This is a genomic window from uncultured Aquimarina sp. (assembly GCF_947495315.1).
Classification (GTDB): domain Bacteria; phylum Bacteroidota; class Bacteroidia; order Flavobacteriales; family Flavobacteriaceae; genus Aquimarina.
On record NZ_CANLYD010000003.1, the window covers coordinates 79,623 to 95,275 of the forward strand.

Below are 15,653 nucleotides of genomic sequence, written 5' to 3' on the forward strand. Positions count from 1 at the left end.
TAAGAAAAATCTTGCATTATAATATAATAATTCTTTTTTTTGATGCTGATTAAAAACAAACTAATTACTTTAAGTAGCTTGTATAAGTTTGTTTTGTCCCCCTAATCTTCTTTTCTGAATGTACTTCTTTTGCGAAGGTGACTAAATAAAGTTACTACGATATTTCGTTATGAGAATTTATCACTTGTTTATTTTTTTCTATTGTCTGCTAACAAGTTGTTATGCTCAACAGATAGATACCGAGTTTTCTAGAAATGGATTACTGTTGTTTAAGGAGTTAGGCATGGTTTCTTCTCATATTATTGATTTTGATGTTATTGAAGAGGATAAAATTAACGTCCTGTATGAGGCGGATGCTAGAAAAACCCTGGTACGCCTTTATAAGAATGGTACAAAGGATATTAATTTTGATATAACTTCTACTAATTTAGATAATCAAAATACGATACCAGTAGCTATGAGTTCTAAATCAGACGGAAGCATTTTAGTCTTATCCAATTTTTGGAGTGGACATAGCTGGATGATTTCTATAAATGGATTTTATGAAGATGGAAGTATTAATAACGAATTTGGAAGTAGTGGGGTATATAAAAAGAATATACTAGATAATTTAGACGATAATTATGGTCAATATATTTATGCATCATCTAGTGATGAAATAATTGTTGTTGCTAAAGTTAGAGGTTTTAATCCTTCGAAAAAGGAAGAAAAAATTGCCATCCTAAAGCTTTCGGATATAGGAGAAACCTTGTCATCCAGTCTATATGATGATCATCATTTCACATTAAATTGTTCGGCAATGGAAGATGACTATTTATTACTTGGGTATTCCGAGTCAGTAGATAATGGAGAAGAACAATCCACTTATTTAGCTGGGTTTGATAGTAATCAAATGGCATCTGATAACCTATACTGTCTTACTATAGAAGAAGATTATCAATCCTTTGATCATATCGTTTTTTCAAATTCTAAACTATATACATCTCAGATAGAAAATGAGACTGAAGGTGTATATCGCATCCGTAAATATGGAGAGAAAGGAAATCTGGACACATCATTTTTTGATTCTGGAAAAATGGGGTATAGTACAGATATTTACAACACGGATTTTGTAGTGAATGAAAAAGGAGAAGTGTTTGTTATTTCTAAGAGCTTAGATAGTGAGTTCGAAATATTAATTAAAAAACTACTAAGTAATGGTGATGTAGATTCTGATTATGGCGTTGATGGGGTAGCATCTATTTTATTGAAGTACCCAATTCTTGATCTTCATAAAATACGATTGGACGAAAAAAACGAATTGTATATTTCTGGTGCTGTCGGTATTGATGGTGATTCATATGGTTTTATTACAAAAATCAAACTGAATGTTCAACAATTAAAAAGAGAAAAACTAGAAAAGTTCTTGGGTAATTTATTTACTAAAGAATAATATTCTTATTTAGACAACTCCTCTAATCTTTCTTTTTCTGATTTACTAAGTTTATCGATTCCCTGATTGTTTATTTTATCCAATAACCGGTTTAATTCTTTTTCCTTTTCAATTTTATTTACGTTGTAACGATCATCAATATCCAGTAATCCTTCTGGTTTTTGTGTAATGCTTTTTTTGAATTGCAAAAAATCCGGTTTCAACCATTTGATAAATAATAAAATGATGATAATAGCAATTAGTAAAGGAATGGATATAAAGCTTATTAAAAAAGTTGGAGTCATCATATTAATTCTAAATGTATGGTTCTAATATATACAATTACAGTTAATTTTTAATTCCGAAATTTATGAATATTATCTAATTCCTTTTATAAAACCTTCAATACTTTCAACTCCATTTAGAGTTAAGTGTTTGATAAAAGCTGATCCAATAATTGCACCTTTTGCAGTTTTAGTTGCCTGTGTAAATGTTTCATTATCACTAATACCAAATCCTACAATCTGCGAAGCCTTTAGATTCATGTTTGCAATACGTTCAAAATAAGCTTCTTGAGTGTTTCCGAAACCGGATGTTGATCCTGTGACACTTGCAGAACTAACCATATATATGAATCCATTAGATACGCTGTCTATGAATCTAATTCGTTCTTCAGAGGTTTGCGGTGTAATCAGAAAAACATTAATCAAACCATATTTTTCAAAAGTTTCTTGGTATTGTTCATGGTATTCTGCAACTGGTAGATCTGGTATTATCAATCCATCAATACCAATTTCCTGACATTTAGCACAGAAAGCTTCTACACCATATTGCATCATTGGATTAAAGTATCCCATAATAATTAGAGGAATCTTTACCGATTGACGAATATCTGCAAGTTGTTCAAATAATAATTTGGTGGTCATTCCATTTTTTAGAGCGGCTGTAGAACTTTCTTGTATAGTCGGACCATCAGCCAGTGGATCACTAAATGGCAATCCGATTTCTATCATATCTACTCCGCTTTTCTCAAGATCTTGAATGATTTTTTTGGTGTCATTAAGTGATGGATATCCTGCTGTGAAATAGATAGATAATAGTTTTTTATTTTGCTCAAGAGCTGTATTAATTCTGTTCATTGAAAAATTTATTTTTTCATTTCCGCGAAGGCGGAAATCTTTTAACTTTAATAAAATCGACTAGAAAGATCATTCCAATCAGGATTTAGATCATTGATGAGGTTAATTTTCCACTCGCGATTCCATTTCTTTATTTGTTTTTCTCTTTTGATTGCGTTATTAATATAAATAGTTGTTTCAAAATATACCAACTTATTAATATTATATCTTTTGGTGAAACTTCCAGAGATTCGACCCTTGTGCTGTTTTAATCTCTTCGTTAGGTTATTCGTCATTCCAACATATAGCACGGTATGATTTTTATTAGTTAAAATGTAAACATAAAATATAGTTTCATTATTGGACATTCGAATATACTTTAGAGATTTCCGTCTACACGGAAATTGACAAAGCAAGCTTGTTTCTATAATTTAAAATAATCTATATAAGTATTAAGATCCTTGTCTCCCCGTCCGGAAAGGCTGATTACTACAATGTCATCTGGTTTAAACTGTTTGTCATTAAATATTGCCAAAGCATGCGAGGTTTCTATAGCAGGAATAATACCTTCTAGTTGCGACAATTCTAATCCAGCGGTCATGGCATCATCATCCGTTACGGAATAGAATTCCCCTCGACCTGTTTTATATAAATGCGAATGTAATGGACCTACACCAGGATAATCTAATCCTGCAGAAATAGAATACGGTTCTGTAATTTGTCCATCAGGTGTTTGCATTAATAAGGTTTTACATCCGTGAATAATTCCTTCTTTACCCAATTGAGATGTAGCAGCACTTTCTCCACTATTTACTCCTTTTCCAGCTGCTTCTACTGCAATGATTCCTACACTTGGTTCATCTAAAAAATGATAGTAAGTTCCTGCCGCATTACTTCCTCCACCAATACACGCTACTACGTAATCCGGGTTTTCTCTTCCTTCTTTTTCTTTTAACTGCCATTTAATCTCTTCAGAAATGATGGATTGAAATCTTGTCACCATATCCGGATATGGATGAGGTCCGATGGCTGATCCAATAATATAATGCGTGTCTACCGGATTATTGATCCAGTCTCTGATAGCTTCATTAGTAGCATCTTTTAGCGTTTTACTTCCAGATTTTGCCGGTCTTACTTCTGCTCCTAGCATTTTCATACGGGCTACATTAGGAGCTTGACGTTTGATATCGATCTCTCCCATATATACAATACACTCAATCCCCATTAAGGCACAAACCGTAGCGGTAGCAACTCCGTGTTGCCCAGCACCTGTTTCTGCAATGATTCGATTTTTACCTAGTTTTTTAGCAACAAGAATTTGTCCAATCGTATTGTTTACTTTGTGAGCTCCTGTATGATTAAGATCTTCTCGTTTTAAATATACTTTGGTGTTGTATTTTTCTGAAAGCCGTTTAGCATAATACAAAGGTGATGGTCGCCCTACGTAATCTTTTAATAATTGATTAAATTCTTCTTTAAAAGAAGGCTCATTCATAATGTTCAGATACGTAGATCGTAATTCCTCTACATTAGGATATAACATTTCAGGAATATAGGCTCCGCCAAAATCTCCATAATATCCTTTTTCGTTTACTAGATAACTCATATTGCAATTTTTTTAGATTCCAGCCTACGCTGGAATGACAGCTATTTTATTTTTAAATTCTTTTAAATCATGTATGTTTTTTAATCCTGGTTTAATTTCAAATTTGCTATTGATATCAATAGCATATATCGGTAAATCTGTTTTTAGGATCGCTTTTATTTTGTCAACTTCTTGTAATCCAATACCGCCACTTAGGATGAAAGGGGTAGTAGAATTATAGTCCTTTAAAACATTCCAATCAAAAGTATATCCATTCCCACCTTTTTCTTTTCCTTTTGTGTCAAAAAGGAAGTAATCAACAATACCTTCGTATGGTTTGAGTATCTCAAAGTCAAATTCATCTTTGATAGAGAAGACTTTGAATATCTCGACTCCGCTCGATATGACAGTCAACGCTGTCTGGTCAAGCGGAGTCGAGACCTCTTTTAATTTTTGTGATAATGCTTTACAATATTCTGCGGATTCATTTCCGTGTAATTGTATTGCCTTAAAATTATATTTTTTTACTTTTTTTAAAATGAAATCAATGGATACGTCCACAAAAACTCCAGTTTTTTTGATAGTTTCTGGTAGTTCAGGAATATCTTGATCAAAGTTTCTTGGAGATTTTTCATAGAAAATAAATCCAAGGTAGTCTGGTTGTAACGCGGCTACAGCTTCAATATTTTCTTGATACTTCATTCCACACACTTTCAGTTTCATGCCTTCAATGATTTTATGAATTCTATTGCATTAGCACCTGGATTTTCAGTTTTCATGAAGTTTTCTCCAATTAAAAAACCCTTATAGTCATATTGCTGTAAATCCTTTATAGCCTCAATACTACTGATGCCACTTTCTGAAACTTTTACAAAATCATCTGGGATATGTTTGCTTAGTTCTTTACTCACATCGGTACTCACTTCAAAAGTTTTGAGATTACGATTATTAACTCCTAACATATCTAATGAAGGCATTATTGATTTCTCTAGCTCTTCTAGATTATGGACTTCTAACAATACATCCAGAGATAAACTCTTTGCAAACTCTGATAATGATTTTATTTCATCTCTAGACAGCACTGCAGCTATTAATAATATTACATCAGCACCATATGCTTTGGCTTCTAATAATTGGTATTCATCAATAATGAATTCTTTACGCAGTAAAGGCATAGTTGCAGAAGCTCGAGCTAATAATAGATCATCTAATGATCCTCCAAAGTATTTTCCATCTGTTAAAACAGACATTCCACAAGCTCCGGCTTCTTGATAACCAATAGCTACGTCTTGTACACTAACTTTTTGATTGATTACTGATTTAGACGGTGATCTACGTTTATGTTCAGCAATGATTCCGGTGTCACTAGTACGTAAAACTTTTGCCAAAGAATTTCCTTTTCGATCAAATAATACTGAGTTTTCTAGTTGATGGATAGGTATTAAACTCTTCCTAAGTTCGACTTCTTTGTATTTATCTGCTACTATTTTATCTAATATGTTCATTTTTTCACTTGTCATCCTGAACTTGTTTCAGGATCTCATTATTACTTGTTGCTAATATAGATTCCGGCCTTCGCCGGAATGACACTATCAACTAATTCTACTTAATTCCTGCACTTTCTTCAGCGCTTCTAAACCTTTTCCAGAAAGCAATGATTCTTTCGCTTTTTCGAATCCTTGTATTGGTTCTAGTCCTTCTACAGTAGCGATAGCCATACCAGCATTAGCGCAAACTACGTTGTTTTGTGCTTCAGTACCTTTTCCATTAAGTATATTCATGAAAATTGTTGCGGATTCTTCTATTGAATCTCCCCCAACTATTTCTTCCATTTTTAGAGTATTTACTCCAAAATCTTGTGGAGTTAGTATCCCTTCCGTATGATTAGAAATCGTCTTCGTACTTCCGGTAAGAGATATTTCATCATATCCATCTAACGCATGAATAATCGTAAAGTTTTTATCAGTATTTTGATATAAATACCCATACATTCTTGCTAGTTCTAGATTAAAAACACCTACAATCTGATTTTTTGGAAATGCAGGATTTACCATCGGTCCTAACATATTAAAAAATGTTTTGACACCTAATTCTCTTCGTATCGGAGCTACATTTTTCATAGCAGGATGAAATAGGGGAGCATGCAGAACACAAATTCCTGCTTCGTCAATACTTCGTTTTAGAAAATCTTTATCATTACTGAATTTAATACCTAAATGTTCCATTACATTAGAACTACCGCACTTAGAAGAAACTCCATAATTACCATGCTTGGTTACTTTAATACCAGCTCCTGCTGAGACAAAAGATGAAAGTGTGGAAATATTAAAAGTGTCTTTTCCATCTCCTCCTGTACCACAAAGATCGATAGGGTTATATTCACTAAGATCTACAGCAACACACAGCTCTAATAATGCATCTCTAAAACCTTCTAACTCATCTACTGTAATACTACGCATCATATAGACTGTTAGAAAAGAAGCAATCTGGCTTTGGTTATAAGCTCCTTTAGAAATATTTACTAAAACACCTTTGGCTTCTTCTTTAGAAATGGTTTCGTGATTGATTAATCGGTTTAATAAATTCTTCATAAGCCCTTCACCCCAGCCCTCTCCCCAAAGGGTAGAGGGAGCATTACAGGGTTGTTATTTAAATTAATATTCATTTTTATTTGTTTCCAAGATTAGTTATTAACCCAGTTTTCTAACATTTTTTTTCCATCAGGAGTAAGTACAGATTCGGGATGAAATTGTACACCTCTAACATCCAGCTCTTTATGTCTTAGAGACATAATTTGTCCGTTTTCATCAAAAGAGGTTGCTTCCAGACAAGAAGGTAAATCAGTATCTGCTACTACCCATGAATGGTATCGACCCACATCAAAAGTTTCATTAAGTCCCTGGAAAAGAAGCTCGTCTGATACGGTGAGTTTTACTTCGCTTGCAACACCATGATAGACTTCATCCAGATTAATAAGGCTTCCACCAAATACTTCGCCAATAGCTTGTTGACCAAGACAAACGCCAAATATACTTTTGGTATCCGCATAGGTTTTGATAATATCTTTTAGCAGCCCAGCTTCATCAGGAATTCCAGGTCCTGGTGAAAGCAATATTTTTTCGAAAGGCGCTACTTCCTCTAATCTTAGTTGGTCATTACGTTTTACGGTCACTTCGCAACCTAGATCTTCTAAATAATGAACCAGATTGTAAACAAATGAATCGTAGTTGTCAATTACTAATACTTTTTTCATCTCATTGTTCAGGAGTTTATCAGCTCCTTATATTTCTTCAGCTAGTTTTAATGCTTTTGTTAATGCTCCTAGTTTATTGTATACTTCTTGTAGTTCGTTTTCTTCGTTTGATTCGTTAACTAATCCAGCTCCTGCCTGCCAATGTAGTTGGTGATTTTTACTTAAAAATGTTCTGATCATAATGGCGTGATTAAAATTTCCGGAGAAATCCATAAAACCAATGGCGCCACCATAGAAATCACGATTTACGGTTTCATATTTTTCTATAAGCTGCATTGCCATATGTTTGGGGGCACCGCTTAGCGTTCCTGCAGGAAATGTATCTGCAACTACTTGCATGGTTGTCGTATCCTTATGTTTTTTACCGGTTACTTTACTTACTAGGTGAATCACATGTGAGTAAAACTGTACTTCTCTATACGTGTCTACGGTAACTTCACTTCCGTTGCGACTTAAATCGTTACGGGCAAGATCTACCAGCATCACATGTTCTGCATTCTCTTTTTCATCTGCAGATAATTTTTTAGCTAGTTCTGCATCTTGTTCATCATTACCGGTTCGTTTAAAAGTTCCTGCGATTGGATGAATTTCGGCTATTTCGTCCTTGACTACCAATTGCGCCTCTGGCGAACTACCGAATATTTTAAAATCTCCATAATCAAAATAAAATAGGTAAGGAGATGGGTTGATACTTCTTAATGCTCTATACACATTGAATTCATCACCTTTGAACTTCTGAGAAAAACGTTTGGATAGAACTAGTTGAAAAACATCTCCGCGCTGGCAATGTTTTTTGGCTAGGGCAACGTGTTCTTTATATTGCTCATCACCTAAGTTAGAGGTGGTTTCATCTATAGTGGCAAAGTTGTAAGAAGCAAAGTTTTTTACATTGAGTAAAGACTCTATTTCTGCAATATTACTTTCTGATTCATAACAGTGCGCAAAAATGTAGGCTTCATTATTAAAATGGTTGATAGCAATGATATTTTGATATACGGTATATTGCATATCTGGAATATTTAATCCTCCTTCTTTTTTAGTAATATCGATATCTTCAAAATATCTTACAGCATCATATGAAATATATCCGAACAATCCATTGTTTATAAACTTAAAGTCACTTTTGGATGTTTTAAATTGCTGTCCAAATTCCTCGATGATATATGGAATGTTAGTATCTTTTGTTATTGGGGTTTTTTTGTTGGTTTTATCCGGAAAAGATTCGTAAATAGTTTCATTTTCTATCTTTATATTCGAGATAGGATTACAACAGATATAAGAAAAACTATTTTCGTTTCCTCGATAATCACTACTTTCTAATAACAAACTATTAGGAAAACGATCTCTAATTTTTAGATACACACTTACCGGAGTGATAGTATCTGCGAGAATTTGTTTGAAATGTGTAGTTAATGTATAACTCATGTTATATTTTGATATTAATAATTTATAAAAACCCCTTATTTATACGAACAAAAAAAAGGCTTGTCGTGATTTGACAAGCCTTTGATATGTTTACTTAACTATATGACAGGATCTATCTCACGACGTTTTCGTTATAAGATGACCACCACCAGGTATTTGTTAAGATTAAATTCATTTTCTAATTTCTTGAGTCAAAGATATAAATTTATTGTAATTCAAAAAATAAAAAATTACATTTTTAAGTTTACTGCTAATTCGAACTCATCAGAAATGGTTTTATCTCCTAAATTATCGAAGAAACTTCCAGATCCGTATTTGATATCATATTTAGTTCTATCTACGTTTAGTGTAGTTGAGGCAGCAGCTCCGTTTACAGCAAGATCAAAAGTGATTGGGTTCGTTTTTCCTTTTATGGTGAGGTCTCCTTTAATTTTGTAGCCTCCATCCATTTTTGAGGCTTCTTTTATTACTAGCTTGGCATTTTTGTGGTTTTTAACACCAAAGAAATCATCCGAAGTAAGGTGTCCTTCCAGCTTTTCTTTTCCTTTTCCTGCTTCGAGATCAGTAACTACAAGAGAAGTCATATCTACTATAAATTCTCCACCACTTAAGTTATTGTTTTCAAAGGTTAAGAATCCGCTAGAGAAATTAAGCGTTCCTGTGTGTTGGCCTGTAACTTTTTTACCGGTCCAATTAATAGAGCTTTCTGCAGCGTTGATTTGCTTTTGTTGTGCATAGATAGATGCAGTAGCTATTAAAGTGAATGCTAAGAATAATGATTTAAGTTTGGTTTTCATGATTTTTAAAATTTAATGATTATATAATTGTGTTACTTAATTAATTTCTAAGTTTATTCAATAGATTGTTTAGTGTAATTAGTTCTTCTTGTGAAAGATTAGATGTTATCCTTTTTTCGAAATTATTCATGGCAGGACTTACTTCTTCCAAAAACTTATGACCTTGTTCAGTGATTGTAATTTCTACTTTTCTGCGATTGGATTCGCAGGTAACTCTTTTTACTAAATCCTTTTTAATAAGTTTATCTACTAGCCTCGTGGTGTTACTCATTTTGCTTACCATTCTTTCTTGTATGGTAGATAAATTAGCAGGTTTACCTTCTTGACCTTTAAGAATTCTAAGTACATTAAATTGTTGAATAGAGATGTCATAAACCTTCAATTCAGAATTTATCTGATCACTTATCCAGTTTTCGGTATACAATAGGTTTACAATCACTTTTCTGGAAAGTGGAAGTTCCTTTTTGGTTTTTATGATATCTTCAATATTCATTTGTCTGTACAATATTTGTATATACAAATGTATGATATTGAATGTTTAAGAAACGATAAATAGATACTAATTCTTTGTTAAAGTTCTCATGATTATTATTGTTAAATATTATTATTGTTGGATTGAAAAAATGCCAAAATCCTAAAATTCTCTATATGAATTACATAAACCTTGTTAATTTCCTTTTGGGTAATGACGCGTTTTAATACATTAGTATAATGCAGAAGTGGATATATATAGGATTAGCCATATTGTTGGTGAATTGTAAAGGAGAACAGAAAGTAGCTATAGAGGCTTCCAATGTATTTTCTGGCAAAGGTGTAGAGATACCTGTGTATGATTTTAAAAATTTTGAGTATTTACTGAGTATCAATGATGGAAAAACTCGGATTATTAATTTCTGGGCTACTTGGTGTAAACCTTGTGTTGCCGAATTACCTTATTTCGAATTGATTGACAGCAGATATCCAGATAATGAGGTGGAGGTGATCTTGGTGAGTTTAGATCTTCCGGATCAAGTAGAATCTAAACTAATCCCTTTTGTTAGAAAACAGCGGATACAAAGTAAAATTGTATTACTAGATGATCCGGATGCTAATAGCTGGATTCCAAAAGTAAATGAAAATTGGTCAGGCTCTATTCCTGCAACTATTATATATAAAGGAAATACTTCAAATTTTTATGAACGTTCTTTTACATATGATGAGTTGGAAAGAGAACTGAAAAAGATGTTATAATATTAGTAAGAGTTTCCAATCTTAATGAGTAAAACTTAATAGAACAAACAAATGAAAACTTTAAAGATTTTAGTAGCAGTTGTTTTAGTACTTGCCATAAGTGCATTTGCGATAGATAAAGTTAATATATCGAAGACTGATGCAGGATATATTATAGGAGATAGTGCAACAGATTTTGAACTTAAGAATATTGATGATACTATGGTGTCTTTAGCAGATTATAAAGATGCCAAAGGTTTTATTGTCATTTTTACCTGTAACCATTGCCCGTATTCTGTGGCTTATGAAGATAGAATTATTGAATTAGATAAAACTTTTAAATCAAAAGGCTATCCTGTAATTGCAATTAATCCCAACAATCCTAAAGCATATCCCACAGATAGTTTCGATAATATGAAGGTTAGGGCTAAGGAGAAAGGATTTACATTTCCTTATTTATTCGATGATGGACAAAAGATTTATCCGCAATATGGTGCTACAAAAACTCCACATGTATATATTCTGGAAAAAACTGCAAATGGTAATGTCGTTCGCTACATCGGCGCAATTGATAATAATTACAAAGATGCATCGTCTGCTGATCAAAAATATGTAGAAGATGCAGTTAATGCTTTGCTTAAAGGAGAAAAAGTTCCTGTTGAAACTACAAAAGCTATTGGTTGTAGTATAAAAGCATAAGCATATCTAATGTTATATTTTTGGATAAATGAATGTATGGCTTCGTACAATTCGTTTAGGACTCTTATATTTGTAAGGAATTGCATGGATAAAAGTTCAATTTTAAAAAAGGAAATATAAAATGGCCGAAGATATAACACAGGATCAATGGGAAGATCTAATCTCTAAAGATAATAATGCAATAATTCTGGATGTAAGAACGGAAGAGGAAGTAGAAGATGGTTTTATACCAAACATGCTTAATCTTGATATACGTATGGGACAAGGTTTTCTCGATGAAGTAGAGAAACTGGATAAGTCTAAAAACTATTATGTGTATTGTCGTTCTGGAGCTCGTAGTGCACAAGCATGTGCTTTAATGAATCAAATGGGTTTCAAAACTACATATAATTTAATCGGCGGTTTTATGAATTGGGATGGCGAAGTTGCCGAATAACATTATCGAATCATACTTATGAAAATTAAAACAATATTAACCGCAGTTATTCTTTCAATTTTATTGTATAGTTGTAAAGAAAATAATACTAAAGATACTGCTGTAGAACTTATTACGGTAGAAGAAATGGATTCTCTACTGGAAATGGAAAAAGTACAATTAGTAGATGTTCGTACGCCAAAGGAATATGCCGAAGGACATATTGAAGGTGCAATTAATATAGACTTTAGTGATGAGAACTTTGAAACTTTGATCTCTGAAGTGGATAAATCAAAACCTGTAGCGGTGTATTGTGGTCGTGGGGGAAGAAGTGGTAAATGTTCTGCTTATATGAAAAAAGCTGGATTTACTAAGATTTATGACCTAGATGGTGGGATTACAGAATGGAAATATAAAGGGAAGGTATTGGTTAAGTAATTATCTTTCTTATCCTAGTTATTATATACAAAAAAGAGATTGCAGTATGCAATCTCTTTTTTGTAAACAGTGATTATTTATTGAACAGCTTTTAAAACATTGATTTTTCCGTATCCATATTTGTTGCTACGATTTGGATAATATTCTCCCGCTTTTTGCATTTTATTTAGTACTTGTTCTCTGGTCATGTTTGGATTAGTTGCCCAAACCAAAGCAGCAATTCCTGCAGTAGTAGCGGTAGCAATTGAAGAACCTCCTACCACATTCCTAACATCCGAGCTAAATCCTAAAACAGGAAGCGTTCTATTATTGGCAGCGTCTCTTTCCATTGCTACGGTGAAGTCAATCTTTTTACCATCGTGACATACAAAGCAACGTTTACCATTTTCCTTGATACCAGTTACCGCTACGGTTTCTTTCATACTAGCTGGAAAAATTACAGCATACCAATTAGTGAATTGTGTAGAAGTTCCACCAGCAGCAATAATCATTTTGTCTTTAGCATATGCATATTTAACAGCGTCTTTTATATTTCTAACAGTCCATACCCATCCAATTGACATAGATATTATTTTAACATCTGGTCTATCTCCTAACTCTCTAATAGCCTTACTTACAGCTTTTCGTTCTTTACTTCCCTCGAGTAAAACATCACCGGTACCTCTATAAACTATTAAATTACTGTTATAAGCAACACCTACCGGCATGGCATCGTCATTACGTGGAGATGCTATTGCGGCAGACATTGCAGTTCCGTGGCCACAATCATCATAAATAGAACCATCAAAAGTGCCGTATTGTTCAACTGTTCGGCCATTTGAGAAACCATCGTTAAAATCCTCTCCCAAAAAATTTTGAGTTTGTGAAATTCCAGAATCTACAACTCCAACGGTAATATTTCGTCCTGTACTAAACTCCCAAGCTGCAGGAATATTATGAATATCAAATGACCACGGTAACCAAGCATTGGGAGTAATTACTCGATAATCTTCCGGGTTTACTATTCTTCCTTCGGTGGCACACCCAAAGTTACGCTGGTCTTCTTTTGGTAAGAATAAAGAATAGTTAGGTTCAATATATCGGATTTTATCTGTTTCTTGAAGTTCTTTGATCGTTTCAAGTTTACTCACTTTTAATTCTATGAAGTTTAAAATATCGTCATCATATTGAACTGTATTGGATTTGGTCGATTGCTCAATAGAAGTAACTACATCAAGAATATTTTTTTTAGCATTAATTAATTGTGGAGAACGATTTTCTGAAAAGCTTTCACCTTCATTGCCGTACCCAATAGTAATCATTCCATCTGAATGTATTGCTGCACTCCATAATAAAACCGCAGGCGCCGTTGTCCAGTCCAAATCTCCGTTTTCTTTAAGTTCCTTGTCGATATATTCATTCACTTTTGCTATAGAAAGTAATTTTTGACTATTATCTCGTTGTATATCAGTATTGTCTTCCATACTTTCAGTAGAGCAAGAAAAAATTACTAAAAGCATTAAAATTGAAAGAATGTTTTTTTTCATTGTATAAGATTTACGAGTTTATGTTTAGTGGTTATACGTTGTGGTGCATAGTTGGTATGTAATTCTTATTTCATAGTACCTCCTTTTTTGTATTTACGGTTTAAAATTCTAACTTTACGTCTAGATTTCCTGCTGTCGACCAGTTTCCGGCAGCATCTCTTATTAGGCTTTTTATTTTACCATTATTTCTTCTAATATCTTTGGTGACATTACCTCCTGCAGTAATAGTCTTAGTGTTTCCTACCCTGAATTTATATACTTTTAGGTCATCAAATTCCATACTGGTTTTGTTTGTTCTCAATGAGATGGAGCTTCCGTTTTTAATGGGAGAGCTATCAGTCCATTTTAAAATAGAGCGATTGTTTTTAAATACTTCTAATACTCCATATCCTGGGCTATAACTGATTTTGTAATTAGCCCATTTATTATCAAGAGATACGTCTGCGATTGCTCTGAAATTTAAGTTATTATTGATTGTTTCGTATACTCGTACCTTATTATCCTCTCCACTAAACCAAATGAGATACGAGTTCCCTCTCTGTGATTGTGTTGCATCACTCTCCATAATATGGATTCCGAATTTACGCGGTCCGGAAGTAGATATTGTTTTAGCTGCAAATTCATATAAATAGGGTAGACCTGAGTTTTGAGAAAGGAAGGTGCTTAATTTTGTATTATCGGATGATGTATTGGATTGCCTCAGGTGTTTATTGTTGATGTTCCAGTTTCCCGCTCCTGTCGTATAACCTGAATATAGTATATTAAAATTGTCATTAAAGAATCCATTTCCTCTGTTTGCGTACCAATTATCCCCATATTTTTCTAACGCCTGATAGAATCTACGAGTAACTCCTACATTATCGTTATCTGAGAAATTTGCAGTAAAGTCTCCGGACTGTGTATTTCCTCCAGAAGCACTTATTGAAGTAGTAGGCGGAGTGGTATCTAAATCCGGATTACTTCCACAAGCTATGGGACCAATAGGTGTAGCTTGATTTTTTAGGTAAGATACTGTGATTTGAGAATTATTATTTGTTCCTAGCCAAGCATGTGTCTCTGTAGTTAAACCTCCTAAAAAAGTCTGAGATCGAGGTCCTGTTTCATATCCCGCAATTACGACTACTTTTTTACCATTAGCACTTAAAAGAAATTTGGTACCTCTTGCTGGTCGCGTTCCTGGAGCCCACATCATAGTCATAAACCACATTTCTTTTTCTGGAGTAAGTTCTTGTGTCTGAATATTACCTACAGACCCCTGACCTATAGATCCAGATTCTGCAGGAGTCCATTGTTTTTGAAATGAAGCAGAATATAGTTGATTAAACGTCTTATTGGAATCATATGTTTTATACAAGTTAAATGACCTTTGTAAGTGACTATTTATATTTTCAGTCACTGTATTTGCAAATAATCTTCCTCCTGGGAATTTGTCCTTGGTGGTTACGTAATGACTTTCTTGAACAAACTTTCCGGTAGCAGGTAGCTGAACTGTTCTGCTCCAGGAAGTACCGAAACTATGATAGACAGTATAGGATTGTATATTACAGGAAGCGGTATTAATAGCTTTTATGCCAAAACCAACATTTGTAGTGTCTTCATCTTCAAACGTTTCTAACTCGTTAGAACACGCAAAGAGAATAATGAAAATTGGAATTAAACTTAGCTTTCTCATAACTTTTGTGAGTTTTTGGATATTTGTTTAAGATAATTCTGAATCAAGAATTGGTTTTGGAACCCATTTTTATTAGAGAATAGACTTTTTCATGTTTAAAAATCT

At 33.4% G+C, this 15,653-nt stretch carries 18 protein-coding genes; 5 read left to right on the forward strand and 13 right to left on the reverse strand.

Translation table 11 applies throughout. The features are described from left to right. The first annotated feature begins 169 nt into the window (after positions 1-169). Positions 170-1,432 (forward strand): hypothetical protein, encoded by a 1,263-nt coding sequence (locus tag Q0910_RS06195; protein ID WP_299213649.1) that lies wholly within the window; start codon positions 170-172, stop codon positions 1,430-1,432. Between the two features lie 5 nt (positions 1,433-1,437). On the opposite strand, the gene Q0910_RS06200 is transcribed toward Q0910_RS06195, so the two are convergent. The 11 genes from Q0910_RS06200 to Q0910_RS06250 all read right to left on the reverse strand — a co-directional run bounded on the left by Q0910_RS06200 (position 1,438) and on the right by Q0910_RS06250 (position 10,082). Next, positions 1,438-1,716, reverse strand: a complete 279-nt coding sequence (locus Q0910_RS06200; RefSeq protein WP_299213651.1) for a DUF6576 domain-containing protein — start codon at positions 1,714-1,716, stop codon at positions 1,438-1,440. A gap of 72 nt (positions 1,717-1,788) precedes the next feature. Continuing rightward, positions 1,789-2,550, reverse strand: coding sequence for a tryptophan synthase subunit alpha (gene trpA, locus Q0910_RS06205; RefSeq protein ID WP_299213653.1), 762 nt, complete (start codon positions 2,548-2,550; stop codon positions 1,789-1,791). 47 nt (positions 2,551-2,597) lie between these two features. After that, positions 2,598-2,897: a GIY-YIG nuclease family protein gene (locus tag Q0910_RS06210; RefSeq protein ID WP_298543688.1), complete on the reverse strand. Its 300-nt coding sequence runs from the start codon at positions 2,895-2,897 to the stop codon at positions 2,598-2,600. A 56-nt stretch (positions 2,898-2,953) separates the two neighbouring features. Further along, positions 2,954-4,135 carry a tryptophan synthase subunit beta gene (gene trpB / locus Q0910_RS06215; RefSeq protein WP_299213656.1) on the reverse strand — a complete coding sequence of 394 codons (1,182 nt, stop codon included), beginning with the start codon at positions 4,133-4,135 and terminating at the stop codon, positions 2,954-2,956. A gap of 24 nt (positions 4,136-4,159) precedes the next feature. Continuing rightward, on the reverse strand, positions 4,160-4,816 hold the full coding sequence (locus Q0910_RS06220) for a phosphoribosylanthranilate isomerase (RefSeq protein ID WP_299213658.1): 657 nt from the start codon (positions 4,814-4,816) through the stop codon (positions 4,160-4,162). Between the two features lie 17 nt (positions 4,817-4,833). Continuing rightward, positions 4,834-5,619 (reverse strand): indole-3-glycerol phosphate synthase TrpC, encoded by a 786-nt coding sequence (gene trpC / locus Q0910_RS06225; RefSeq protein WP_299214592.1) that lies wholly within the window; start codon positions 5,617-5,619, stop codon positions 4,834-4,836. 87 nt (positions 5,620-5,706) lie between these two features. Then, positions 5,707-6,705 (reverse strand): anthranilate phosphoribosyltransferase, encoded by a 999-nt coding sequence (trpD, locus tag Q0910_RS06230; RefSeq protein ID WP_299213660.1) that lies wholly within the window; start codon positions 6,703-6,705, stop codon positions 5,707-5,709. 92 nt (positions 6,706-6,797) lie between these two features. Further along, complete coding sequence (locus Q0910_RS06235) at positions 6,798-7,367, reverse strand: aminodeoxychorismate/anthranilate synthase component II (protein ID WP_299213662.1); 570 nt, start codon at positions 7,365-7,367, stop codon at positions 6,798-6,800. Between the two features lie 27 nt (positions 7,368-7,394). After that, a complete protein-coding gene (locus Q0910_RS06240; RefSeq protein WP_299213664.1) occupies positions 7,395-8,792 on the reverse strand; it encodes an anthranilate synthase component I family protein in 1,398 nt (465 codons plus the stop codon). 230 nt (positions 8,793-9,022) lie between these two features. Continuing rightward, positions 9,023-9,589 carry a YceI family protein gene (locus tag Q0910_RS06245; RefSeq protein WP_299213666.1) on the reverse strand — a complete coding sequence of 189 codons (567 nt, stop codon included), beginning with the start codon at positions 9,587-9,589 and terminating at the stop codon, positions 9,023-9,025. Positions 9,590-9,629: 40 nt separating this feature from the next. Continuing rightward, entirely contained in the window at positions 9,630-10,082 is a 453-nt protein-coding gene (locus Q0910_RS06250) for a MarR family transcriptional regulator (protein ID WP_299213668.1), read from the reverse strand. A gap of 218 nt (positions 10,083-10,300) precedes the next feature. Here Q0910_RS06250 and Q0910_RS06255 point away from each other — a divergent pair, with 218 nt between their 5' ends. From Q0910_RS06255 to Q0910_RS06270, 4 genes are all read left to right on the forward strand, one after another. Next, the gene (locus Q0910_RS06255; protein WP_299213670.1) at positions 10,301-10,819 is read left to right on the forward strand and encodes a TlpA disulfide reductase family protein; all 519 of its coding nucleotides are present in this window, start codon (positions 10,301-10,303) and stop codon (positions 10,817-10,819) included. Between the two features lie 51 nt (positions 10,820-10,870). Further along, the gene (locus Q0910_RS06260) at positions 10,871-11,497 is read left to right on the forward strand and encodes a thioredoxin family protein (RefSeq protein WP_299213672.1); all 627 of its coding nucleotides are present in this window, start codon (positions 10,871-10,873) and stop codon (positions 11,495-11,497) included. 121 nt (positions 11,498-11,618) lie between these two features. Then, positions 11,619-11,933, forward strand: coding sequence for a rhodanese-like domain-containing protein (locus Q0910_RS06265; RefSeq protein WP_299213674.1), 315 nt, complete (start codon positions 11,619-11,621; stop codon positions 11,931-11,933). An 18-nt stretch (positions 11,934-11,951) separates the two neighbouring features. Beyond that, a complete protein-coding gene (locus Q0910_RS06270) occupies positions 11,952-12,350 on the forward strand; it encodes a rhodanese-like domain-containing protein (RefSeq protein WP_299213676.1) in 399 nt (132 codons plus the stop codon). A 77-nt stretch (positions 12,351-12,427) separates the two neighbouring features. Here Q0910_RS06270 and Q0910_RS06275 read toward each other — a convergent pair whose 3' ends face one another. Together Q0910_RS06275 and Q0910_RS06280 are read right to left on the reverse strand one after the other, a co-directional pair. Next, positions 12,428-13,876 (reverse strand): S8/S53 family peptidase, encoded by a 1,449-nt coding sequence (locus Q0910_RS06275; protein ID WP_299213678.1) that lies wholly within the window; start codon positions 13,874-13,876, stop codon positions 12,428-12,430. 100 nt (positions 13,877-13,976) lie between these two features. After that, on the reverse strand, positions 13,977-15,548 hold the full coding sequence (locus tag Q0910_RS06280; RefSeq protein WP_299213680.1) for a hypothetical protein: 1,572 nt from the start codon (positions 15,546-15,548) through the stop codon (positions 13,977-13,979). Positions 15,549-15,653: the final 105 nt, after the last annotated feature.

Bases quoted from the DNA above. Each gene is read 5' to 3' on its own strand.
- Q0910_RS06195 (WP_299213649.1), top strand. From the start codon at position 170: ATGAGAATTTATCACTTGTTTATTTTTTTCTATTGTCTGCTAACAAGT.
- Q0910_RS06200 (WP_299213651.1), bottom strand. From the start codon at position 1,716: ATGACTCCAACTTTTTTAATAAGCTTTATATCCATTCCTTTACTAATT.
- trpA (WP_299213653.1), bottom strand. From the start codon at position 2,550: ATGAACAGAATTAATACAGCTCTTGAGCAAAATAAAAAACTATTATCT.
- Q0910_RS06210 (WP_298543688.1), bottom strand. From the start codon at position 2,897: ATGTCCAATAATGAAACTATATTTTATGTTTACATTTTAACTAATAAA.
- trpB (WP_299213656.1), bottom strand. From the start codon at position 4,135: ATGAGTTATCTAGTAAACGAAAAAGGATATTATGGAGATTTTGGCGGA.
- Q0910_RS06220 (WP_299213658.1), bottom strand. From the start codon at position 4,816: ATGAAGTATCAAGAAAATATTGAAGCTGTAGCCGCGTTACAACCAGAC.
- trpC (WP_299214592.1), bottom strand. From the start codon at position 5,619: ATGAACATATTAGATAAAATAGTAGCAGATAAATACAAAGAAGTCGAA.
- trpD (WP_299213660.1), bottom strand. From the start codon at position 6,705: ATGAAGAATTTATTAAACCGATTAATCAATCACGAAACCATTTCTAAA.
- Q0910_RS06235 (WP_299213662.1), bottom strand. From the start codon at position 7,367: ATGAAAAAAGTATTAGTAATTGACAACTACGATTCATTTGTTTACAAT.
- Q0910_RS06240 (WP_299213664.1), bottom strand. From the start codon at position 8,792: ATGAGTTATACATTAACTACACATTTCAAACAAATTCTCGCAGATACT.
- Q0910_RS06245 (WP_299213666.1), bottom strand. From the start codon at position 9,589: ATGAAAACCAAACTTAAATCATTATTCTTAGCATTCACTTTAATAGCT.
- Q0910_RS06250 (WP_299213668.1), bottom strand. From the start codon at position 10,082: ATGAATATTGAAGATATCATAAAAACCAAAAAGGAACTTCCACTTTCC.
- Q0910_RS06255 (WP_299213670.1), top strand. From the start codon at position 10,301: ATGCAGAAGTGGATATATATAGGATTAGCCATATTGTTGGTGAATTGT.
- Q0910_RS06260 (WP_299213672.1), top strand. From the start codon at position 10,871: ATGAAAACTTTAAAGATTTTAGTAGCAGTTGTTTTAGTACTTGCCATA.
- Q0910_RS06265 (WP_299213674.1), top strand. From the start codon at position 11,619: ATGGCCGAAGATATAACACAGGATCAATGGGAAGATCTAATCTCTAAA.
- Q0910_RS06270 (WP_299213676.1), top strand. From the start codon at position 11,952: ATGAAAATTAAAACAATATTAACCGCAGTTATTCTTTCAATTTTATTG.
- Q0910_RS06275 (WP_299213678.1), bottom strand. From the start codon at position 13,876: ATGAAAAAAAACATTCTTTCAATTTTAATGCTTTTAGTAATTTTTTCT.
- Q0910_RS06280 (WP_299213680.1), bottom strand. From the start codon at position 15,548: ATGAGAAAGCTAAGTTTAATTCCAATTTTCATTATTCTCTTTGCGTGT.